This is a genomic window from Streptomyces sp. NPDC000134, assembly GCF_042899225.1.
Lineage (GTDB): Bacteria > Actinomycetota > Actinomycetes > Streptomycetales > Streptomycetaceae > Streptomyces.
In genome coordinates, this window is sequence record NZ_JBIAZN010000009.1 from 1 (window position 1) to 23,243 (window position 23,243).

Below are 23,243 nucleotides of genomic sequence, written 5' to 3' on the forward strand. Positions count from 1 at the left end.
CAGGAGGTGATGAGTCGGTAGAGGGCGACTTCGACGGCGAACAGTGCGGTTTGTGTGTGCTGGGTCTGGTCGAGGCGGTCGGGATCGTCACCGAAGACGATGTCGCGGGTGTCGTCGCCGAGGGCTGTGCAGACTTCGTCGAACGCTTCGCGGTAGGCGGGGAAGGTTTCGTACAGTTCGCGTCCCATGCCGATGCGTTGGGAGCCCTGGCCGGTGAAGAGCACGGCCAGCCGTCCACGCCGCACCGATCCGGAGTGCACGCCGGGTGCCGTCTCGCCCCGTGCCACCGCGCCCAGACCCGCCAGCGCCTCGTCCCGGTCACCGGCGACCACCACCGCCCGCTCCGGCAGCCCCGCCCTGCTCGCGGCCAGCGCGCTGCCCACTGCGGTGAGGTCCAGCTCCGGTCGCTGTCCCAGGTAGGACAGCAGCCGCTGGGCCTGCGCGCGCAGGGCGTCCTCGCCCCGTGCGGAGAGGGGGAGGAGCGTCAGGCCGCCGGCCGGGCGTGCCGTGGTGACCGGCGCTTCACCGGCCTCCGCGGCTTGTTCGAGGATGACGTGGGCGTTGGTGCCGCTGACGCCGAACGCGGAGACACCCGCCCGGCGCGGACGGTCCGCCCGCGGCCACTCCCGCTCCTCCGTCAGCAGTTCCACCGCGCCGGCCGACCAGTCGACCTGCGGGGTGGGGGCGTCGACGTGCAGGGTACGCGGCAGGATGCCGTGCTGGAGGGCCAGTACCGTCTTGATGACGCCGGCGACGCCCGCGGCGGCCTGGGCGTGTCCGATGTTGGACTTCAGCGATCCGAGCAGCAGCGGGCGTTCGCGGTCCTGGCCGTAGGTGGCGAGGACGGCTTGGGCTTCGATGGGGTCGCCCAGTGCCGTGCCGGTGCCGTGTGCCTCGACCGCGTCCACGTCATCCGGGGTCAGCCCGGCCTGTGCCAGCGCCCGCCGGATCACCCGCTGCTGGGCGGGGCCGTTGGGGGCGGTCAGGCCGTTGGAGGCACCGTCCTGGTTGACGGCCGAGCCCCGCACCACCGCCAACACCCGGTGCCCCAGGCGTTCGGCGTCCGACAGCCGCTCGACCAGGACCACGCCCGCGCCCTCGGCCCATCCGGTGCCGTCCGCCGAGGCGGCGAAGGACTTGCACCTGCCGTCGGCCGACAGGCCCCGCTGCCGGGAGAACTCCACGAACGCCTCGGGCCCGGCCATCACGGTCACACCGCCCGCCAGGGCCATCGTGCACTCGCCGGAGCGCAGGGCCTGCGCCGCCAGGTGCAGGGCCACCAGCGACGACGAGCACGCCGTGTCGACGGTCACCGCGGGCCCCTCGAAGCCGAACGCGTACGACACCCGGCCCGACAGCACACTGCCCGCCCCGCCGGTCATGAGGTATCCCTCGGAGCCGTCGGGGGCCGTGCGCAGGCGGCTGGTGTAGTCGTGGTTGACCATGCCGGCGAAGACACCGACGTCCTGGCCGCGCAGGGCGGTCGGGTCGATACCGGCCCGCTCCAGAGCCTCCCAGGACGTCTCCAGGAGCAGCCGCTGCTGCGGGTCCATGGCCAGCGCCTCGCGCGGGGAGATGCCGAAGAACTCCGCGTCGAACTCGCCCGCGTCGTAGAGGAAACCGCCGCGCTGCGTGTAGCTGGTGCCGGCGTGGTCGGGGTCCGGGTCGAAGAGCGAGTCCAGCGCCCAGCCGCGGTTCGTCGGGAACTCGCCGATGCCCTCCTCCCCGGCCCGCAGCAGTTGCCACAGGTCCTCCGGGGAGGCCACGCCGCCCGGCAGCCTGCACGCCATGCCGACGATGGCGACCGGCTCGCCGGGATCGGCCGCCCGCCGGGCCGGACCGTCCTGCCCGGCGGTGTCGTCGCCGAGCAGCCGGGCACGCAGGAACGACGCGAGCGCGGCCGGTGTCGGGTGGTCGAAGACGAGGGTGGTGGGCAGGTCGGCGCCGGTCAGGTCGTGCAGGCGGTTGCGGAGCCGGACCGCGTTCAAGGAGTCGAAGCCGAGGTCCCGGAAGGGCCGTTCGGGGTCGATCACCGAGGTGTCGTCGTGTCCGAGCACGGCGGCGGCGCTGGTCAGCACCAACTCCAGCGGTGCGCCGCCGACTCCTTCGGGCACCGGCCGCGGCTCGGACCCCGGCTGCGCCACCGGTACGGGCACCGACTGCGCCGCGAGTGCCGGGTGGGCCGTCGGGTGCGGGGCGTCCGGCCAGTACCGACGGTGCTGGAAGGCGTAGGTGGGCAGGTCGTCGACCGTGCGGCGCGGGGCCGCCGGGAGCAGGGCGGTGAGGTCGACGGGGACACCGCGGACGTGCAGTCGGGCCAGCGCGGTGACGGCGCCGATCCGCTCGTCCTCGGCACCGCCGTGCAGCGTGGGCACGAACATCGCCGGCTCCGCGCCGGGGCCGGACGCCTCCTGGGCCATCGCGGTGAGGACGCCGCCGGGGCCCAGTTCGAGGAAGGTGGTGACGCGGTGCGTGTGCAGCGCGCCGACGACGTCGTGGAAGCGCACGGTGCGGCGGACGTGCTCGACCCAGTACTCCGGGGAGCACAGTTGCTCCGGGGTGGCCGGCTCGCCGGTGACACCGGAGACGACGGGGATCGCCGGGTGCGCGTACGACAGCCCGGCGACGACCTCGCGGAACGCGTCGAGCATGCCGTCCATGTGCGCGGAGTGGAAGGCGTGGCTGACCCGGAGGTGCTTGGTGCGGTGGCCGCCGGCCGCGCACGCCTCGGCGACGGCCGTCACGGCGTCCCGGTCGCCCGAGACGACCACCGAGGCGGGCCCGTTGACCGCCGCGATGCCGACGACGCCCGGCGCGTCGGCGAGCAGGGGCCGGACGACGGACTCGGGGGCGCCGAGCGCGGCCATCGCCCCGCCCGGGAGGTCCTGCATCAGCCGTCCGCGGGCCGCCAGCAGCGCCACGGCGTCCGGGAGGGACAGCACGCCCGCCACGTGTGCCGCCGTCACCTCGCCGACGGAGTGTCCGGCGAGGTGGTCGGGGCGGACGCCCCAGGACTCGTAGAGCCGGAACAGGGCGACTTCCACGGCGAACAGACCGGCCTGCGCGAACACCGTCCGCTCCAGCTCGGCCGGATCGTCGCCGAACACCACGTCCCGGACGGACCGGGTGACATGCCCGGCGTCCAGCAGGTGCCGGTCCAGTTCGGCACAGGCGGCGTCGAAGGTGTCGCGGAACACCGGGTAGTGCTCGTGCAGGCCGCGGCCCATGCCGGTGTACTGGCTGCCCTGGCCGGTGAAGAGCACCGCGAGCTTGCCGGGACGCGCCACTCCGCGGGCGTGCCGGGGATGGGCGAAGGCGTCCAGACCGTCGAGCAGCGCGGTGCGTCCCGCGCCCACGACAACGGCACGGTGTTCGAACGCCGTTCGGGTGGAGAGCAGTGCGTGGGCGATGTCGGCGGGGTCGGCGTCCGGGTGCCGCCGGGCCCATGCCGCGAGCCGGTCCGCCTGCCCTTCCAGCGCCTCGGGGCTGCGGGCCGAGAGGACCCAGGGGACGACGGCGGGCACGGACGTGGACGTGGATGTGGACGTGGGTGCAGGTGCGGGTGTGTCGTCCGTACTGGTGTCCGTGTCCGGTGCCTGCTCGACGATGACGTGGGCGTTGGTGCCGCTGACGCCGAACGCGGAGACACCCGCCCGTCGGGGCCGTCCGGCCTCGGGCCACTCCCGCTGTTCCGTCAGCAGTTCCACCGCGCCGGCCGACCAGTCGACCTGCGGGGTGGGGGCGTCGACGTGCAGGGTGCGCGGCAGGATGCCGTGCTGGAGGGCCAGTACCGTCTTGATGACGCCGGCCACGCCCGCGGCGGCCTGGGCGTGTCCGATGTTGGACTTCACCGAGCCCAGCCACAGCGGGCGGCCCGCGGGGCGGCCCTGTCCGTAGGTGGCCAGCAGGGCCTGCGCCTCGATGGGGTCGCCCAGCGCCGTGCCGGTGCCGTGCGCCTCGACCACGTCCACGTCGGCACCGGTCAGCCCGGCGCTGCTCAGCGCCTGCCGGATGACCCGCTGCTGGGAAGGGCCGTTGGGTGCGGTCAGGCCGTTGGACGCCCCGTCCTGGTTCACCGCGCTGCCACTGACGAGGGCCAGCACCCGGTGACCGTTGCGCCGGGCGTCCGACAGCCTTTCCACGAGCAGCACGCCCACGCCCTCGGCCCACCCGGTGCCGTCCGCCGACGCGGCGAACGCCTTGCACCTGCCGTCGGCGGACAGGCCCCGCTGCCGGGAGAAGTCGACGAAGGCGTCCGGCGCGGCCATCACCGTGACCCCGCCGGCCAGCGCCATCGAGCACTCACCCGCCCGCAGGGACTGCGCCGCCAGATGCAGGGCCACCAGCGACGACGAGCACGCCGTGTCGATGGTCACCGCGGGCCCTTCGAGACCGAGGGTGTAGGCCACCCGGCCGGACAGCACGGCCGCGGAGATGCCGGTGATGCGGTGCCCCTCCACCTCCTCGGAGACCTCGCGCAGGCGCAGCGCGTAGTCCTGGGTGTTCATGCCGGTGAACACACCGATGTCGCGGCCCGCCAGGGTCGACGGGTCGATGCCGGCCCGCTCGAACACCTCCCAGGACGTCTCCAGGAGCAGCCGCTGCTGCGGGTCCATGGCCAGGGCCTCGCGCGGTGAGATGCCGAAGAAGCCCGCGTCGAACCCGGCGGCGTCCGTCAGGAACGCACCGCGCCGGGCGTACGACGTGCCGGGGTGGTCGGGGTCGCTGTCGTAGAGCGCGGACAGGTCCCAGCCGCGGTCGTCCGGGAAGTCGCCGACCGCGTCACCGCCCTCGCTGATCAGCCGCCAGAAGTCCTCCGGGCTCTCCACGCCACCGGGGAAGCGGCAGCTCATCGCGACGATGGCGACGGGGTCGTCGGCCGTCCCGCGCGGGGAGGCGGACGGCGCCGCGGAGGCGTCGGCCTCCGCCAGGAGTTCCGCCAGCAGGTGCCGGGTGAGGGCGTCCGGGCTCGGGTGGTCGTAGAGCAGGGTGGCGGGGAGCCGGAGTCCGGTGTCCGCGGCGAGCCGGTTGCGCAGTTCCACGGAGGTCAGCGAGTCGAAGCCCGCCTCGCGGAACGCCCGGCCGGCGGCGACGGCGTCGGCGGACGGGTGTCCGAGGACGTGCGCGGCACGGTTCCTGACCAGGTCGAGCAGCGTCTCGTGCCGCTCCTCGGGAGTCAGCGGTGCCAGCCGTCGGACGAGATCCGTCCCGCCGGCCGTCGACCGGCCCGCGGCCCGGCGCCGCACCGGCGGCACCAGCTCGCGCAGCAGGGGAGCGACCTGGCCGCCGTCCGGCTCGGCACGCAGCTTCCCGAGGTCGAGCCGGGCCGCCACCAGCGCCGGGACGGTGCTGCGCAGACCGGCGTCGAACAGCGCGACGCCGGTCTCCTCGTCCAGCGCCGCCATCCCGAACCGCCGGGAGTGCTGCCGCAGGTCGGAGTCGGTGAGGTGGGCGGTCAGCTCGCTGGTGGCCGCCCAGTGGCCCCAGGCGAGCGCGGTGGCGGGCAGCCCCGCCGCCCTGCGCCGCGCGGCCAGCGCGTCCAGGAAGGCGTTGGCGGCGGCGTAGTTGGCCTGCCCGGGGTTGCCGAGGACGCCGGCGGCCGAGGAGTACAGCACGAACGCGGCGAGACCGGTGTCCCGGGTCAGCTCGTCCAGCAGGAGCGCCGCGTCCGCCTTGGGCCGCAGTACGGTGTCCAGCCGCTCCGGGGTGAGGGCGGTGACCACGCCGTCGTCCAGCACACCGGCGGTGTGGACGACCGCGGTGAGCGGTGCCTCGCCGGGGATCGACGCCAGCAGGCCGGCCAGCGCGGCACGGTCGGTGACGTCGCAGGCCACGGTGCGCACGGTGGCGCCCAGCGCACCGAGGTCGCGCTCCAGCTCGGGCACGCCGTCGGCGGCACCACCGCGCCGGCTGACCAGCAGCAGGTGGCGTACGCCGTGCTCGGCCACGAGATGCCGGGCGAGCAGGCGGCCCAGGGTGCCGGTGCCGCCGGTGATCAGAACGGTGCCGTCGGGGTCGAGTGCCCCTGCGGAGCCGATGGTGCCGTAGTGGCCGAGCGGTCGTACGGCGTCGGCGGGCGCCGCCCGTACCAGCCTCGGTACGGTGGCCCGGCCGGCGGCGAGGGCGAACTGCGGCTCGCCGGTGGCGACGGCGGCGGGCAGCAGTGCCTCGGAGGCGGCGTCCCCGTCCACGGCGGCCAGGACCAGCCGCTCCGGTGCCTCCGACTGCGCCGAACGGACGAGCCCCCAGACAGCCGCGGTGACCGGGTCGCCGACATCCCGCGTGACGACGACCAGCCGCGCGTCCGTCACCGGCAGGGCGAGCCACGCCTGCACCCACGCCAACGCCCGCGAGGTCAGCGCCCGCAACCCCTGGGCGGTCTCCGTCAGATCCACCCGCACATCACCCCGGGCGGCCGACGCCGACAGTTCATCGGGGTCGGTGACGGTGACCAGTCGCCGCGTCGGGTCCGCCACGGCCCCGACGGCGAAAGGCACCCAGTCGACGCGGAACAACGCGTCCAGCGGGTTCACGCCGCCCCGAGCGGCCGCCGACTCCAGCTCATCCGCATCGACCTCGCGCGAGACGACCGACCCGAAGCTGCCGACCGCCCGGCCGGAGGCGTCCGCGAGTTCCAGAGCCGTACCGCCCCTGCCGTCCGGGGCGATACGCGCCCGCAGGGAGGTGGCCCCGGCCGCCACCAGGGACACGCCACGGTAGGCGACGGACAGCGCGGAGCCGCCACTGCCGGCCCGGCCGACGGCATCGAGCAGCGCCGGATGCAGCGCGAACCGCTCGGCGTCGTCCCGCTCCTCCTCGCCCACCTCGGCCTCGACGAACACGTCCTCGCCACGCCGCCAGGCCGCACGCAGCCCCGGCACCGCCGGGTCCACCTCGACGGGCACCGCCCCGGCCGGCGGCCACACCGACAGGTCGATGCCGGGGGCGGCGTCCGGCCGGCCGGCCAGTGTGCCGGTGGCGTGCCGGGTCCAGTCGGTGGCGCCCTGACGCCGGGAGTGGACGGCGAGCCGGCGCCGACCGGAGCCGTCCGCCGCGCCGACGGCCACCTGGAGCCGCACGCCCGAGCCCTCCGCGAGCACGAGCGGCGTCTCGATCACCAGTTCCTCGACGGCACCGCAGCCGACCTCGTCCCCGGCCCGCACCGCCATCTCCAGGAACGCCGCCCCGGGCACCACCGCGACTCCGTGCACCGTGTGTCCGGCCAGCCACGGGTGGCTGCTCGACGACAGCCGGGCGGTGAACAACACCCCGCCCTCGTCGGGCAGTTCGACCCAGGCATCGAGTAGGGGGTGCCGGGCATCCGCGAGCCCCGCGGCGGCCACGGCGCCCGCGGAAGAAACGTTTCTGAGCCAGTAGTGCTGGTGTTGGAAGGGGTAGGTGGGGAGGTGGTGGGCGGTGTGTGGGGGTGTGTCGGTGTCGGTGTCGGTGGTGTGGTTGAGGTGGGTGGTCCAGTTGATGGGGAGGCCGCGGGTCCATGCGTGGCCGAGGGAGGTGAGGAGTTGTCGGGTGTCGCCGTGGTGGCGGCGGAGGGTGCCGGTGATGAGGAGGGGGCCGGGGTTGGTGTGTTCGGCTGTGGCTTCGGCTGTGGCTTCGATGCTGGTGGTGAGGACGGGGTGGGCGCTGATTTCGATGTAGGTGGTGTAGCCGTGGGTGAGGAGGTGGTGGATGGCGGGGGCGAAGCGGACGGTGTTGCGGAGGTTGCGGTACCAGTAGGTGGCGTCGAGGTGGGTGGTGTCGAGCCAGTCGGTTTCGACGGTGGAGAGGAAGGGGGTGTGGGAGGTGGTGGGGGTGATGCCGGCGAGGGTGTGGGTGAGGTGTTCCTGGATGGTTTCGACGTGGGTGGTGTGGGAGGCGTAGTCGACGTCGATGGTGCGTGCGCGGATGCCGGTCTGCTCGCAGGTGGCGGCGAGTTCGGCGAGGGCTTGTGGTTCGCCTGCGACGACGACGGAGTCGGGTCCGTTGAGGGCGGCTGTCTGGATGCGGTCGTTCCAGGGGGCGGTGAGTTCTTCGGCTTGGTGTGGGGTGAGGGCGAGGGACATCATGCCGCCGTGGCCGGAGAGGTGGGCGGCGATGGCCTGGCTGCGCAGGACGACCACTTTGACGGCATCGGCCAGGGACAGCCCGCCCGCCACGTGGGCTGCGGCGATCTCGCCCTGGGAGTGTCCGATGACCGCTGAGGGCTGGACGCCTGCCGTCTGCCACATGCGTGCCAGGGCGACCATGACGGCGAAGGAGACGGGTTGGATGACGTCGACCCGGTCCAGGGGCTGCTGCGCGTGAATGGTGTCCAGGAGGGACCAGCCGGTCAGTGGGTCCATGACGGCGGCGCATTCGTGGAGTGCCTGGGCGAAGACGGGTGAGGTGCCGGCCAGTTCGGCGCCCATGCCGGTCCATTGGGTGCCCTGGCCGGGGAAGACGAACACTGTGCGTCCTTGTACGTCTGCCCGGCCGCTGTTGGCGCCATCAGCCACGTCCTGGAGTCCGGTGAGTGCTTCGGCGCGGTCCTCGGCTACCACTACCGCGCGGTCCGGCAATGCTGCCCGGCCGTGCATCAGCCCCGCGGCGATGGCACCCACATCCAGCTCGGGGTGTGTCCGTATGAACTCGGCCAGTTGTCGTGCCTGGGCGCGGGTGCCCTGGTCGTCGGCTGCGGAGATGAGCAGGGGCAGGGGGCCATGGGAGTACGGAGCGGGGGTGTCGGGGGGTTCGGGAACGTGCTCCAGGATGACGTGAGCGTTGGTGCCGCTCACGCCGAAGCCCGACACGCCTGCTCGTCTCGGGCGCCCTGTCTCCGGCCATTCGCGTTCTTCGGTCAGCAGTTCCACCGCGCCCGCCGACCAGTCCACCTGTGTCGACGGCGCGTCCACGTGCAGCGTCCGGGGCAGCACTCCGTGTCGCATGGCCATGACCATTTTGATGACGCCGGCCACTCCGGCGGCGGCCTGCGCGTGGCCGATGTTCGACTTCAGCGAGCCCAGCCACAGGGGCCGTTCGCGGTCCTGCCCGTAGGTGGCCAGCAGGGCTTGGGCTTCGATGGGGTCGCCCAGTGCCGTGCCGGTTCCGTGTGCCTCCACCGTGTCCACTTCGGCCGGGGTCAGGCCCGCGCCGGCCAGTGCCCGGTGGATGACGCGTTGCTGGGAGGGGCCGTTGGGTGCGGTGAGGCCGTTGGAGGCGCCGTCCTGGTTGACCGCGCTGCCACGTACCACCGCCAGGACCCGGTGTCCCAGCCGTTCCGCGTCCGACAGGCGCTCCACCAGCAGCACACCCACGCCCTCCGCCCAGCCCGTGCCGTCCGCCGCCGCGGCGAAGGACTTGCAGCGGCCGTCCGGAGCCAGGCCCCGCTGCCGGGAGAACTCAACGAACGACTCGGGTCCGGACATCACCGTCACGCCGCCGGCGAGCGCCATCGAGCACTCCCCGGCCCGCAGCGCCTGGACGGCCAGGTGCAGGGCGACCAGCGACGACGAGCACGCCGTGTCCACCGTCACCGCGGGGCCCTCGAACCCGAGCACGTAGGACACGCGGCCCGATGCCACGCTGGCCGTCGTCCCGGTCAGGAGGTGGCCTTCGAGATCGCCGGTGGCGCCGACACCGTAGCCCTGGTGCATCATTCCGGTGAAGACACCGACGTCCTTGCCGCGCAGGGCGGTCGGGTCGATGCCGGCCCGTTCGAACGCCTCCCAGGACGTCTCCAGAAGCAGCCGCTGCTGCGGGTCCATGGCCAGCGCCTCGCGCGGGGAGATGCCGAAGAAGGCCGCGTCGAAGCCGCCCGCGTCCTGCAGGAAGCCGCCCTCACGGACGTAGCTCGTGCCGGGGTGGTCGGGGTCCGGGTCGAAGAGGCTGTCCAGGTCCCAGCCCCGGTCCGTCGGGAAGGGGCCCGTGCCCTCGCCACCCGTCCGCACCAGCTCCCACAGGTCCTCTGGGGAGGCGACACCGCCCGGCAGGCGGCAGGCCATGCCCACGATGACGACGGGGTCGTCGGCCGTGCGAGGCAGCGGGGCGGGGGCGGTGCCGACCGGGGCGGTGCCGCCGGACAGCTCACGGCGCAGCAGGCCGGCCAGGGCCTGCGGGGTGGGATGGTCGAAGGCGGAGGTGGCGGGGAGACGGAGTCCGGTGGCCTCGGTGAGGCGGTTGCGCAGTTCGACCACGGTGACCGAGGTCAGACCCAGGTCGGTGAAGGGGCGTCCTGGCTGGACGGCCTGCCTGCCGGTCAGGCCGAGCAGGTCGGCGAGCTGGTCGCGGACCAGGTCGGTGAGGAGCCGGTCGCGGTCGGCGTCCGGGACCCCGGCGAGGCGCTCGCGCAGGGCGTTCGTGACGGCCTCGTCCGCGGTGGCGGTCCGGGCCGGCACGTCGACCAGGTCGTGCAGGAGCGGTGAGCCGGGAGCGGCGGACGGGTCGAGCTTCATCACGACGAGCTGGGCGTCGTCCACGGTGAGGGCGGTGTCCAGGGCGGCCATCGCCTGCTGCTCGGTGAGCGCACCGCTCGCCGCGTCACCCTCGCCCTCCCAGGGGCCCCAGGCGAGGGACCGGGCCGGGACGCCCTGGACGCGCAGGTTCTGGGCGTAGGCGTCGAGGAAGGCGGCCGAAGCGGCCTCGGTGGTCTCGCCGGCCGCGCCCAGCAGGCCCTTGGTCGAAGAGGACAGCACGAAGGCGGCGAGGTCGGCGTCGCGGGTGAGGTCGTGCAGGGTGCGGACCTCGGAGGCCACGCGGGTCTCGGAGGGCTCGTCCACGGCGTCCCAGGCATGGACGACCAGGGTCAGCGGAGAGGGGGCCTTGGCCAGCGCTCGCTTGAGTTTCGCGCGGTCGTCGAGGTCGGCCTCCGCGAGCCGGACCTCCGTGCCCCGCCGGGTGAGCCAGTCGCGCAGGCCGGCCGCTCCGGCACCCTGTCCGGGCGGGGTGATCAGCAGCAGGCTGCGGGCTCCGTGGGCGGTGGCGAGGTGGCGGGCGATCGCCGTGCCGCGCCGGGTGTCGGCGCCGGTGACGACGGCGGTACCCGCGCCGTCGAAGGCATGGTCGGGCTGCGCGGCCGTGTCCGTCGCGGCGTTGAGGGTCACGCGCTCCAGCCGGGGCAGCAGGACGACACCGTCGCGGACGGCGCTCTGCGGTTCACCGGACGCCACCGTGGCGGTCAGCGCGGCCGTGGCCGCGTCGTCGGCCGCGTCATCCAGGTCCACCACGGCGACGCGGCCGGGGTGGGCGGCCTGGAGGGAGCGGACCAGGCCCCACAGCGCCGCCTGGCCGAGGTCCCGCACCGTTTCGCCCGGATGGGTGGCCACGGCGCCGCGGGTGAGCACGACCAGCCGGGGACCGGCCGGGTCGGCGGACGTGAGCCAGGGTCCGGCCGTACGCAGGAAGGCGTCGACGCTCGTCCCAGGGGGGACCGGCAGCAGGGCCACGGAAGGCGTGTCGCCGGACAGGTCGGTGCCGGAGGCCCGGAGGCGGTCGGCGAGGGCGGTGCCGGGGTCGCCCAGGAGCGTCCAGTGGCCGCCGGCCGGCGCGGGCGTGGACGGCCGGGGAACCCAGTGGGTGCGGAAAAGGGTGTCGTGGTGGGCGTTGCCGACCGCGCGGAGCCGGGCGGGGCCGTCCAGGAGCCGGTGCCGGGTGACCTTGCCGGTGGCCGTGCGCGGGATGCGCTCGATCTCGTACAACTCCTCGGGGACCTTGAAGTACGAGAGCCTCTCGCGGCAGAGGGAGAGCGCCTGGGCCGGGTCGAAGCCGCCGGGCGCGGGGACGACGAAGGCGACCGGCACTTCGCCGAAGACATCGTGCGGCTTGCCGGCCACGGCGGCGTCGGCGACGCCGGGGACCTGGCGCAGCACCTCCTCCACCTCGCCGGGGTGGATGTTCTCCCCGGCGCGGATGATGAGTTCCTTGAGCCGTCCGGTGACGGTCAGGTAGCCGGCGCGGTCGCGGACGGCGAGGTCACCGGTGTGGAACCAGCCGTCGCGCAGCGCCTCGGCGGTGGCGTCGGGCTGCTCGTGGTAGCCGGCCATGACGTTCGGGCCGCGCACCCACACCTCGCCCTCGGTGCCGTCGGGCACGTCCAGGCCGGTGCGGTGGTCCACGATCCGCAGCGCGAGGCCCGGCACGGGAAGGCCGCAGGACCCTTCGACGCGGGCGCCGGTCGGCCAGTTGATGGCGATGGAACCGGAGGTCTCGGTGGAGCCGTAGGCGTCGATGAGGGGGGCGTCGAAGGTCTCCTCGGCCGAGCGGCGCAGCGCGGCGCTGAAGACGGCGCCGCCCACCAGGCCGACCCGCAGTGGGGGCGCGGTGAAACCCGGGGCCCGCGCGGCGCGGACGAGATAGTGGTAGAGCGTGGGGACACCGGCGACGACCGTGGACCGGTCCTGTTCCCACAGGCCGAGTACGTCGTCGGCGGAGTGGCCGTCGGTGATGCGGGCGGTGGCTCCGACGGCCGTCACGGCCAGCACGCAGACGATGTGGGACAGGCTGTGGAACAGCGGCAGCGGCCACAGCACCCGGTCCTCGGCGGTGAGGCCGAGCGCGGGGACGTAGGCGGCGGCGACCGACCACAGGCAGTTGCGCTGGGTGGCGAGGACGCCTTTGGGACTGCTGGTGGTGCCGGAGGTGAAGAGCATCCAGGCGACGTCGTCGAGCCCCTGGTCGTCGCGGGCCGGGGTGGCGGGCTCGGTGGTGGCGAAGTGCTCGTAGGCGAGGCACCCGGCGGGGACGGGCCCGTCACCGTCCACCACGATCACGGTCAGCGGGCCGGTGCGGGGAGCCAGCCTGCGCACCGCGGGCACGTGGGCGGCGTCGGTGATGACGACACGGCTGCCGCTGACGGTGAGCAGGTGCTCCAGCTCCGCGGCGGACAGGTGCGGGTTGACCGGGACGCCGATGCCGCCGGCGCGGACGACCGCGAAGTAGCTCTCCACCGTCTCGACCCGGTTGCCGAGGAACATCGCCACCCGGTCGCCGGTCAGCAGCCCCAGTCCGGCCAGATGCCCGGCGAGGCGGCGGGTACGGGCCTCCAGACCGGCGTAGCTGACGGCGCGCCGGGCGTCGAGGTAGGCGGTCCGGTCGCCGAAGCGCCTGCTCTGTTCGACGAGGAGTTCGTGGACCGGGCGGATCAACTCGGCACGCAGCATGCTGTCTCCACACTCCCGTTTGCTGAGGCACGCGTGCCGCTGCGGCGGCTTCGGCCACGTCCAGCTTCACCCGCGCCGGGCGTCGGAGATCCCCTGAATCACCCCCTCAACTCCCCTTACTTGTGCGGCGCGGGGCTTCCTGAACGGTGTGCGGCGGGGCGCCGTTGGTAGGTTCGCCGCACTTGCGGAGGGAGGAGCCCCATGCGCACGTCGCAGGCGGACGTCCTGATCGTCGGATACGGGCCGGTGGGGCAGGTGTTGTCGCTGCTGCTGGCCGAGCGGGGCCGGCGCGTGACGGTGGTCGAGCGATGGGAAGCCCCCTACACGTTGCCGCGGGCGACCAGTTTCGACGGCGAGACGGCGAGGACACTGGCGGCGCTGGGGGTGGGCGACTCGTTCGCGGAGATCGGACTGCCGGCCGACGCCTACGACTGGCGCAACGCCGACGGCGCGTCGCTGCTCCGCGTCGAGCTGGCGCGGCGGGGCGCGCACGGCTGGCCGGAGACGACGACCATGCACCAGCCCGCCCTGGAGGAGACACTGTCCGCCCGTGCGCGGCACCTGCCGGGGATCGAGGTGGTGCGCGGGTGCACGGTGACGGAGCTGTCCGACGACGGAGACCGGGTGGGGGTGACGGCGGCCGACGCGGCGGGGCGGGAGCGGCGGTGGACGGCGTCGTGGGTCGTCGGGTGCGACGGCGCGAACAGTTTCGTACGGCAGCGGCTGGGGGTGCGGTGGAACGACCTGGGCTTCTCCTACGACTGGCTGCTGTGTGACGTGACGCTGGACGTGCCGAGGGAGTTCTCGCCGCTCAACGTGCAGATCTGCGATCCCGCGCGGCCGACCACGGCGGTGGGCAGCGGACCCGGCCGCAGGCGCTGGGAGTTCATGCGGCTGCCCGGGGAGAGCGTGGCCGAGCTGAACCGGGAGGAGACGGCGTGGCGACTGCTGGCGCCGTTCGACGTGTCCCCGGCCAACGCCACGCTGCGGCGGCACGGCGTCTACCGCTTCCAGGCGGCCTGGGCCGAGGAGTGGCGGCGCGGCCGGGTACTGCTCGCCGGGGACGCGGCCCACCTGATGCCGCCGTTCACCGGCCAGGGCATGTGCGCGGGCGTCCGGGACGCGCTGAACCTGTCGTGGAAACTGAACCTGGTGCTGAGCGGTGACGCCGGTGCGGAACTGCTGGACACCTACGGCCCCGAGCGCGCCGGACATGTGCGGGAGGCGGTCGGCACGGCGGTGCGACTGGGCAAGGTGCTGTGCGTGACCGACCCGGCCGAGGCGGCGGCCAGGGACGCGGCGCTGCTGGCGGGCGCGGACACCGGCCGGGGCGGCGGCGGCCCCGGCGCGCCGCTGCGGACCGGGCTGCTGTACACCGGGGCCGGCGCCGAACCGGTGCCGCCGGCCGGTCAGGTGGTGCCGCAGGGCCGGGTGCGGCTGGGAGGCGCGACCGGGTACTTCGACGAGGTGGTCGGCGCCGGTCCGGTGCTGCTGGGGTCGGCCGCTCCGGCGGCGGCGCTGGACGGACCGCGGCTCGCCTTCCTCACCGGGCTCGGCACCCGGATCGTGCACCTGGTGGCGGACGGGGCGCCGGACGCCGGGGCCGCGCCGGACGCCGCCGTGGACGTCGACGGCGTGTATCTGCCGCTGCTGCGGGCGGCTCGGGCGCGGTACCTGCTGGTGCGCCCGGACCACCACGTCTACGGCCCGGCCCGCACCGCACGTGAACTGGCGGCACTGGTCGACGCGTTCCGCTCGGGGCTGACCGGCCGGCCGGTCACAGCAGGTAGGGCAGATCCTGGCGCCGTTTGACGTTGACCTTGCGGAAGACCCGGGTGAGGTGCTGCTCGACGGTACTGGCGGTGATGTACAGCTTGGCGGCGATCTCCCGGTTGGTGTACCCCTTGGAGGCCAGTGCCGCGATCTTGCGTTCCTGCCGGGTCAGCGAGGAGACGCCGTCGGGGTGTTCCCCCGCGTCCTCGGCGGCCGGCGCGGTCTCGGAGCCGGCCGGGTCGAGAGCGGCCTCGCGGCACAGGTGCTCGGTCCCGGTCTGCTGGGCGAGGTGCCAGGCGCGGTGGGCCACCCGGCGGGCGTTGCGCTGGTCGCCGGCGTCACGGAAGGCGACGCCGAGGTCGATCAGGGCGCGGGTGAGTTGGTATTCGTCACCGCTCTCCATGAGCATGTCGACGGCCTCGGTGAGCAGTTGCGGGCGGCGGGTGACCCGGCTCACCGCGGCCAGGGTGCGCAGGCTCTGCCCGCGTTCCGGGGAGGGGCCGGGAGGCAGCCGGGCGAGCTGTTCGCGTACCAGGCGTTTGGCCTGTTCCTGGTCGTTCTGCGCGAGCCAGGCCTCGGCCGCGCCGAGGCGCCAGGGGACCACGTCGGCGCCCGGCCTGCCCCAGGTCTCGGCGAAGCGTCCGCAGGCGAGGAAGTCGGCGAGCGCGGCCTGCGGGTGGTGGGTGGCGAGCCGGTAGTGGCCGCGGGCGTGCAGGTAGGCGGCCCCGTGGCGGCTGTGCAGGGCGTGTTCGGGCAGCGGCAGCGCCACGTACTTCTCGGCCGCCGCCAGGTCTCCGGAGCGGGTGGCGGCCAGGACGGCGCAGGCCAGAACGCCGGCCAGGCCGACCCCCCAGCCCTGCGGCGGGACGAGGGACAGGGCGTGCGCGGCCAGGTCCCGGGCGTGCGTGAGGTCGCCGCGCCGCAGGTGGGCCTCGACGCGCACGGCGAGGAACCGGGCCTGCGAGGCGACGGCGTGGTGGGCGGCGGTCTCGGCCTCCAGTTTCTCGCACCAGGCGACCACCTCGTCCAGCTTGCCCGCGTGGCAGAGGCCGCGCAGGGCCAGCACCCCGGACTCCACGTTCCACAGCGAGTCGTGGTCGAGGTGGTAGGTGCTCAGCAGGAGTTCGGCGCGCTGGACCAGCCGGTCGTCGCGCCCGTCGACGTAGTCGTCGGACAGGGCGACCGCGGAGGGCAGCCACGGGTCGTGGCAGGGGACGGCCGCGGGGGTGGCCGCGGCGACGGAGTGGGCGAGTCGGCGCAGGCCGGTGTGGAGGGGGTAGGCCATCGCCGCCCAGCTCGTCAGGAAGCGGATGTCCTCGGTGCCGGGGCCCGGCCCGGTGTCCTGCCGGTACCGGGTGCGCAGGACGCCGAGCAGCGCGGTCAGGTCGTGCAGGGCGCCGGTGTCGGTGAGACCGAGGACGAGGTCGGAGACGCCCCGCCGGTCCAGGCGGCCGGCATGGAAGTCGTCGAGCTGGGGGCGGAGGTGGCGGACGGCCGCCTGCGGTTTCGACTGCCGTTCCAGGCGGCTGAGCCGGGTCCGGACCCGGGCGGCGGTGATGCCGTCGGTCCGGGTGCGCCGGGCGAGGCCGAGACAGCCGAGGGCGGTGCCGACGTCACCGGCCGCCAGTGCCTCCTGCGAGGCGGCGAGAAGTACGTCGATGCCGTCGTCGATGCCCGCGTCCCCGGCGCTGGTGAGCTGCCGGGCGACCGTGAGCGCGGAGGCGCCGTTCTCCCGCAGCAGTTCCGCGGCGGCGTGGTGCAGCGCGGTCCGGTCGGCGGCGGGCAGGTCGTCCAGGACGGCGGCGGCACCGGCCGGGTGCCGGAACGCGTACCGCTCGGCGCGCGCCGGTGCCGCGGTCCCGGCCGCCGGCACCATGACACCGGTACCGGGCGGGCCCGCGTGGGCGCTCGGCACGCGGGCGTCGGCGCGCAGCATGCCCGCGTCGGCCAGGGCCCGCAGGGCCCAGCGGGTGGTCTTGATGTCCTGCCCGGCCAGCGGGGCCACGTCGGCCGGCTCCGGGGCGCCGCCGAGCACCGCGAGGGAGCGGACCACGGCCGGTATCGGCGGCCGGGCATGGGCCACGAGGTCGAGGAGCGCCTGTCCGTATCCTTCCGGGTGGCCGGTGCCGCCCGCCTGCTGATCGGTGATCAGAGCACGTACGGCCAGCGGGTTGCCGCCGCTGACCGCGTACAGCTCGGCGGTGAGCCGGGGGGTGGCGGTGCGCGGTCCGAGGAGCCGGGTGGCGAGGCTGTGCACGGCGGTGCGGCTGAGCGGGGCCAGGGGCACGCGGCGGACGTGCGGGCTCGGTGCCAGCCCGCCGAGCAGCGGCGAGCGCGGCCGGCGCATGGTCGGGTCGTCGGTGACCAGCACCAGGATGCGGGTGGAGTACAGCCAGGCGACGACGCCCGCGAGGAAGTGCAGGGAGGGGGCGTCCACGTAGTGGGCGTTGTCGACACAGATCACCAGGGGGGTGTTTTCGGCCAGGTGAGCCAGCTCCACGGTGAGTTTCTGGAACGCGTCGGCGATCCGGGGGTCCGCGGCGTCCTGGGCGCCGGGGGCGGTGCCGCCGTGCAGGAGGGCGTGCTCGACCGCGGCGGCGAGCAGGGAGCGGAACGGCTCCCGGCGGGCCGGCGGGATGGCCAGGCCGTGGGAGAGCTGAGTCAGCACGCCGAACGGGAGCGCCTCTTCACGCAGCGACGCGGTGGCCCGCAGGACGCGGGCGGCGCCGGGTTCCAGGGTTTCGAGGAACTCGTGGACCAGTCTGCTCTTGCCGCTGCCGAGCGGCCCCTCGACGACGACCAGCCGTCCTTTGCCGCCGACGGCGTCCGTCAGCGACCCGCGCAGCGCGGTCAGTGCGGCGTCGCGCTCGACCAGATCACGTCGGCCGGCGACGGCGGCCGTGGAATCGAGGCATTCCGAAAAACCTAATGACATGCCAGCTCCCGACATTCCCTAGTGTTGTGCGGCCGGGCGAAGGGAACACCGCCGCGCAAACTGCTTGACGTACGGGCAGACGACAGCCGTGACGTTTCACGTCACGGCGAGAATGATGGAGGAAAAGACTGGGTAAAAACCGGAGTCTTTTGTGGTGACGATGCGTGATCAAGGCGCGGGCGGGCGCGCACCGAATGTGTGGGGAGACATCGAGTGAGTGGGGAGACACCGCATGAGTGGGGGGGCAACTCTCGAGATCATGGATAAATCGCCGCGCACCGCGATGTCAAGCGATTGAGTCGTACCTCACGGACCACTCCGGCTTGGCGTGCGGGCCGGACGCGACGAGGGAAACGGGGCACTCGCGCCGAGTGCCCCGTTCCCCCGGAATGTCGGCGTCGTGCCGAGCTGATCCGCCGTCAGGCCAGTCGCACGGCCTGCTCGTAGGAGAGCCGCGCCCCCCGCTCGCGGAACGCGCCCTCGGCCGGGTGGCCGATATTGACCAGCAGCACCGACTTCCACCGGCCGTCGGGGAAGAACTCCTCGTCCACGGCGTGCGCGTCGAAGCCGCCCATCGGGCCCGCGGCCAGGCCGGCGGCCCGCACGGCCAGCACGAAGTAACCGGCCTGGAGCCTGGCGTTGAGGTCCATCTGGGCCACCCGCAGGGCCTCGTTGGACTCCAGCATCGCCCGGAGTTGGGGGTTGGACGGAGCCAGGAGGGGCACGTATTCCGCGTACTGCGTGTCCGCCGCCAGCACCGCGGTGACCGGGGCCGACGCGGTCTGCTCACGGTTGGGCGGTGCGACGCCGTCGAGGAGCCGGCGCTTGCCGTCCTCGGTGCGGACGTAGAGAATCCGCAACGGGTTGATATTCGCCGAGGTCGGAGCCCACTTGAAGAGTTCGTAGATGGCCTGTAGACGGTCGTCCCCGACCGGCTCGTCACGGAAGGCATAGGCCGTCTTCGCCTCGGTGAACAGCAATGCCTGTCCCTCGGCGGAAAGCGCGTACAAGCTCTGGTCTGCTTCGGAGACCAGGGTGCTGTCCGACATATCGAATTACTCCTCTTCAGGGTGCCCGCGGTGTCTGATTACCTGGCACAGCGTACGCGTTGCACGAGCCGGTCCACAGGCCGAACGCGCTGTCGCGAAGGGGGACTTGCTGGCCGCCGGAGGAATGGCGCAAGGGCATCGGTGCGGTCTACCGCGGGGCTGATCACCTGTGGCAGGCTTCGGGCATGCGCCCGCCGACGATCCGCCGCCGCGACGAATGGGCGGTCCTTTGAGGGCCGCCGTGCTGACGGAGCCCGGCGTGCTGTCCGTGACCTCCGTGCCGGACCCCGAATACGGGGCCGGGGAGGTGCTGATCAGGATGCGCGGCACCGGCCTGTGCGGCTCCGACCTCGCGGTGTACGCGGGACGGCGGCCCCCGCCGCGCCGGCCGTGGGTCCTGGGTCACGAGGGCGCCGGCCGCGTGGCCGGGATTGGCGCGGGCGTCGAGGGCCTGACGATCGGTCAGGACGTGGTCGTCGAGCCGGACTACTGCTGTCTGGCGTGCCCGCCGTGCCGGGAAGGACGGACGTCGGCCTGTGCCGGCCGGGCCGCGGTCGGGCTGACCGTGCCGGGGCTGCTGAGCGAGTACGCGGTGGCGCCGGCGGAGTTCGTGTGGCCGGTCGCGCCGGACGTGCCGCTGGAGGACCTGGTCTGCGTGGAGCCGGCCACCGTGGCATGGGCGGCGCTGCGCCGCTCGGGCATCGCGCCCGGTCTCTCCTGCCTGGTGACGGGTGCCGGCTCGCAGGGCCTGCTGCTGTGCCGGGCACTGGTCGAGCACGGGGTGACCGTGTACGTCCAGGAGCCCAACGCGGCCCGCCTCGAACGGGCCCGTTCCCTGGGCGCGCTGCCGGCGCCGCCGGGCGCTGAGACGTTCCCGTACCTCTTCGAGGCATCCGGCGCCCCCGGAGCCGTCGAGCAGGGGCTGCGGCGCCTCGCCCCGCACGGCACCGCCGTACTGATCGGCCTCGGCACCGCTCCGCTCGCACTCTCTCCCCGTGACCTGGTGGCCGGGCAGGTCACCCTCATCGGCAGCATGGTCTACGACCACCCCGGGGACTTCGCCCGGACCGTCGGCGCGCTGGGCTCGCCGTCGTCGTCCCCCCTGGGCGCGGTGGTCAGTGACGGTTACCCCCTGGACGACGTGGACGAGGCGTTCGCCGCGGCGGCCACCGCGTCCGGCAAGGTGTGGGTCGACCTCGGGTGACCGGCCGAGGACGGGCCCGGCGCCGGGCGCGGCGGGTCCTCCCTCGGCCGGCTGCCGCCGACGCCCGCCGGGACCCCCTGCCCGACCTGGCGTTTTCCGGGCCCGCCGCCACGAGGGGGCGTGCGAGGAGTGTCGGTGTACAGTGGACGGCGCCCCTGACCTGCAAAAAGCCGGCGGGGAGCCGTCTTTGAGGAGTCCGAAGTGCTGCGTACTCTGTTCAAGTCCAAGATCCACCGCGCCACCGTCACCCAGGCCGACCTGCACTACGTCGGCTCCGTGACCATCGACGCCGACCTGCTGGACGCCGCCGATCTGCTGCCCGGGGAACTGGTGCACATCGTCGACATCACCAACGGGTCGCGGCTGGAGACGTACGTCATCGAGGGCGAGCGGGGGTCCGGGGTCGTCGGGATCAACGGGGCCGCCGCCCATCTCGTGCACCCCGGCGATCTGGTGATCATCATCAGTTACGCTCAGGTCACCGACGCCGAGGCGCGGTCGCTGAAGCCGCGGGTCGTGCATGTGGACCGCGACAACCGCATCGTGGCCCTGGGCGCGGACCCCTCCGAGCCGGTTCCGGGCTCGGACCAGCAGCGCAGCCCGCAGGCCGTACCGGCCTGACGCCGCCAGGACGAGGAGCGTGCCCGTGACCGACATCGAGATCCGCGACGACCGGACGGCGGGCCGCCTGGAGGCGGTGGCCGGCGGCGAGGTCGTCGGCCACATCGAGTACTTCGTCCTCGACGCCCCCGAGCGCGCCCTCGTCCCGGTGCACACCATCGTCGAACCGGCGCACGAGGGACAGGGCATCGCCGGTTCGCTGGCCCGTGAGCTGTACGCCCTCGCGGCCCGCGAGGGCGTACCGGTCGCGCCGCTGTGCCCGTACGTCGTCAAGTGGGCCGCCCGCCACACCGACGAGGCGCCCGCCGCCGACCCGGCGCTGCTCCGCGCCGCGAAGGACTGGCTGAGGGCGCACCCCGGCCGGTTCTGACGCCGGCCGTCCGCGTACGCGTCCACCCGGGCCCGTTCCGTTCGCGCGGGGGAGTGAGTGCGGGCGCGGGGCCCGGGTAGGCGGGGCAGTAGTCCAGAGCCGATGCCGAGCGACTGGCCGGAGGACCGCCGCCATGACGAACCCGTACCCGGACCCCGTCCCGCCGGGCCCCACCCCGGGACCTGATCCGACCCCGCCCTCACCGGGCCCGTACCCCGTCCCGCCGGGTCCGGAGCCGACCCCGCCGTCCCCCGGCCCGGACCCGGAGCCCACCCCGCGGCCTCCGGGCCCCGGCCCCCAGCCGACTCCCCAGCCCCCGGGCCCCGGGCCCGAGCCGCCGGGTCCCGTTCCGACGCCGTCGCCCCCGCACCCCGGCCCGCCCGAGCCGTCGCCCTCGCCGATCCCGCCCGGTCCGGAGCCCGTCCCGAGTCCCGAACCGGGGCCACCGCTGACCTGAGCCGGGCGCGTGCCCCGGCCAGGGGCCCCGATGAGCTGAGCCGGTGCGGAACCGCCGAGCGGAGCCGCGTCCCCGGGGCACGAGGGCGCGCCGCGTGCCCCGGCGTACGCCGCCCGGTTACGCCGTCCGCTCCGTGCGGTCCCCGCCCCAGAGGGTGTGGAAGGAACCGTCGCGGTCCGTGCGCCGGTAGGTGTGGGCGCCGAAGAAGTCCCGCTGGCCCTGGGTCAGGGCGGCGGGCAGGCGCTCGGCGCGCAGGGCGTCGTAGTAGGCGAGGGCCGCGGCGAAGCCGGGAGTCGGTACGCCCTGCCGGGTCGCCGCGACCAGCACCTCGCGCCAGTCGTCCTGCGCCCCGGCGATCTCCCGCGCGAAGGTCTCGTCCGACAGCAGGCTCGGCAGGTCCGGCCGGGCGTCGTACGCGGCGCGGATTCGGTCCAGGAAGGCCGCCCGGATGATGCAGCCGCCCCGCCAGATCGCCGAGACCGCGCCCAGGTCGATGTCCCAGCCGTACTCCTCGCTGCCCGCGGCGATCTCGTGGAAGCCCTGCGTGTACGACACGATCTTCGACGCGTACAGCGCCTGCTCCACCCGGTCCGCGAAGGCCGCCGCCTCGGACTCCGGCAGCGGCGACGGCTTCGGGCCCGCCAGCCCCCGCGACGCCTCGCGCAGCGCCGCGTGGCCGGACAGCGAGCGGGCGAACACCGCCTCCGCGATCCCGGAGACCGGCACGCCCAGGTCGAGGGCGATCTGCACGGTCCAGCGGCCGGTGCCCTTCTGCTCCGCCTGGTCGACCACCACGTCGACGAACGGCTCGCCCGTCGCCGCGTCCACGTGGGAGAGGACCTCCGCGGTGATCTCGATCAGGTAGGAGTCGAGCCGGCCCGTGTTCCAGGTGCGGAAGATCTCCGCGATCCGGTCCGGGGAGTACCCGCCGACGTCCCGCAGCAACTGGTACGCCTCGCCGATGAGCTGCATGTCGGCGTACTCGATGCCGTTGTGCACCATCTTCACGAAGTGCCCGGCGCCGTCCGGACCGACATGGGTGACACAGGGCGTGCCGTCCGCCGCCTTCGCGGAGATCTTCTCCAGCATCGGGCCGAGCGAGTCGTACGACTCCGCCGGCCCGCCCGGCATGATGCTCGGGCCGTTCAGCGCGCCCTCCTCGCCGCCCGAGACGCCCATGCCGACGAAGTGGATGCCCTGGTCCCGCAGCTCGCGCTCGCGGCGCCGGGTGTCCGCGAAGTGCGCGTTGCCACCGTCGATGATCATGTCCCCGGGCTCCAGGAGCGGTGCGAACTCCCGGATCACCGCGTCGGTCGGGTCACCGGCCTTCACCATCACGACCAGGCGCCGGGGGCGCTCCAGGGCCGCCACGAACTCCTCGGCCGTCTCCGTCGGGACGAACGCGCCCTCGTCGCCGAACTCCTCCACCAGCGCCCGCGTCCGCGACGCCGTCCGGTTGTGCAGGGCGACCGTGTAGCCGTTGCGGGCGAAGTTCCGGGCCAGATTGCGGCCCATGACCGCGAGTCCCGTGACGCCGATCTGCGCTGTAGTGCTCATGGGGATGGCTCCTAGTGGTCGTGATCTCCGTGACCTGGTGATCTCCGTACAGCCGCGGGGTCCGCCGGCTTGTTCCCGCCCGGCCATCCTGACGTGCCACGATGCCGGGCGCACGTCCGGACCCGGCGGACACCGCTGCGCGCGGGC

Annotated in this window: 8 protein-coding genes; 4 read left to right on the forward strand and 4 right to left on the reverse strand. The window is 74.1% G+C overall.

Features of this window, described 5'->3' with window-relative positions; genetic code table 11:
• Nucleotides 1–13,130: SDR family NAD(P)-dependent oxidoreductase (locus ACFY32_RS14980; protein ID WP_390674400.1), on the reverse strand; the 13,130-nt coding region annotated here is incomplete at its 3' end.
• 201 nt (nucleotides 13,131–13,331) lie between these two features.
• On the opposite strand from ACFY32_RS14980, the gene ACFY32_RS14985 reads away from it, so the two are divergent.
• A complete protein-coding gene (locus tag ACFY32_RS14985) occupies nucleotides 13,332–14,942 on the forward strand; it encodes a bifunctional 3-(3-hydroxy-phenyl)propionate/3-hydroxycinnamic acid hydroxylase (RefSeq protein ID WP_390674401.1) in 1,611 nt (536 codons plus the stop codon).
• On the opposite strand, the gene ACFY32_RS14990 is transcribed toward ACFY32_RS14985, so the two are convergent.
• The gene (locus ACFY32_RS14990) at nucleotides 14,908–17,838 is read right to left on the reverse strand and encodes an AAA family ATPase (protein WP_390674402.1); all 2,931 of its coding nucleotides are present in this window, start codon (nucleotides 17,836–17,838) and stop codon (nucleotides 14,908–14,910) included. The genes ACFY32_RS14985 and ACFY32_RS14990 overlap by 35 nt on opposite strands.
• 419 nt (nucleotides 17,839–18,257) lie before the next feature.
• On the reverse strand, nucleotides 18,258–18,887 hold the full coding sequence (locus ACFY32_RS14995; RefSeq protein WP_390674403.1) for a malonic semialdehyde reductase: 630 nt from the start codon (nucleotides 18,885–18,887) through the stop codon (nucleotides 18,258–18,260).
• A gap of 259 nt (nucleotides 18,888–19,146) precedes the next feature.
• Between ACFY32_RS14995 and ACFY32_RS15000 the strand changes: the two genes are divergently transcribed.
• The 3 genes from ACFY32_RS15000 (at nucleotide 19,147) to ACFY32_RS15010 (ending at nucleotide 21,082) form a co-directional block, all read left to right on the forward strand.
• On the forward strand, nucleotides 19,147–20,091 hold the full coding sequence (locus ACFY32_RS15000; protein WP_359201995.1) for an alcohol dehydrogenase catalytic domain-containing protein: 945 nt from the start codon (nucleotides 19,147–19,149) through the stop codon (nucleotides 20,089–20,091).
• A 201-nt stretch (nucleotides 20,092–20,292) separates the two neighbouring features.
• A complete protein-coding gene (gene panD / locus ACFY32_RS15005; RefSeq protein WP_359201997.1) occupies nucleotides 20,293–20,712 on the forward strand; it encodes an aspartate 1-decarboxylase in 420 nt (139 codons plus the stop codon).
• Between the two features lie 25 nt (nucleotides 20,713–20,737).
• Nucleotides 20,738–21,082, forward strand: coding sequence for a GNAT family N-acetyltransferase (locus ACFY32_RS15010; RefSeq protein WP_390674404.1), 345 nt, complete (start codon nucleotides 20,738–20,740; stop codon nucleotides 21,080–21,082).
• Nucleotides 21,083–21,656: 574 nt separating this feature from the next.
• On the opposite strand, the gene gndA is transcribed toward ACFY32_RS15010, so the two are convergent.
• Nucleotides 21,657–23,096, reverse strand: a complete 1,440-nt coding sequence (gene gndA / locus ACFY32_RS15015; RefSeq protein WP_390674405.1) for an NADP-dependent phosphogluconate dehydrogenase — start codon at nucleotides 23,094–23,096, stop codon at nucleotides 21,657–21,659.
• Nucleotides 23,097–23,243: the final 147 nt, after the last annotated feature.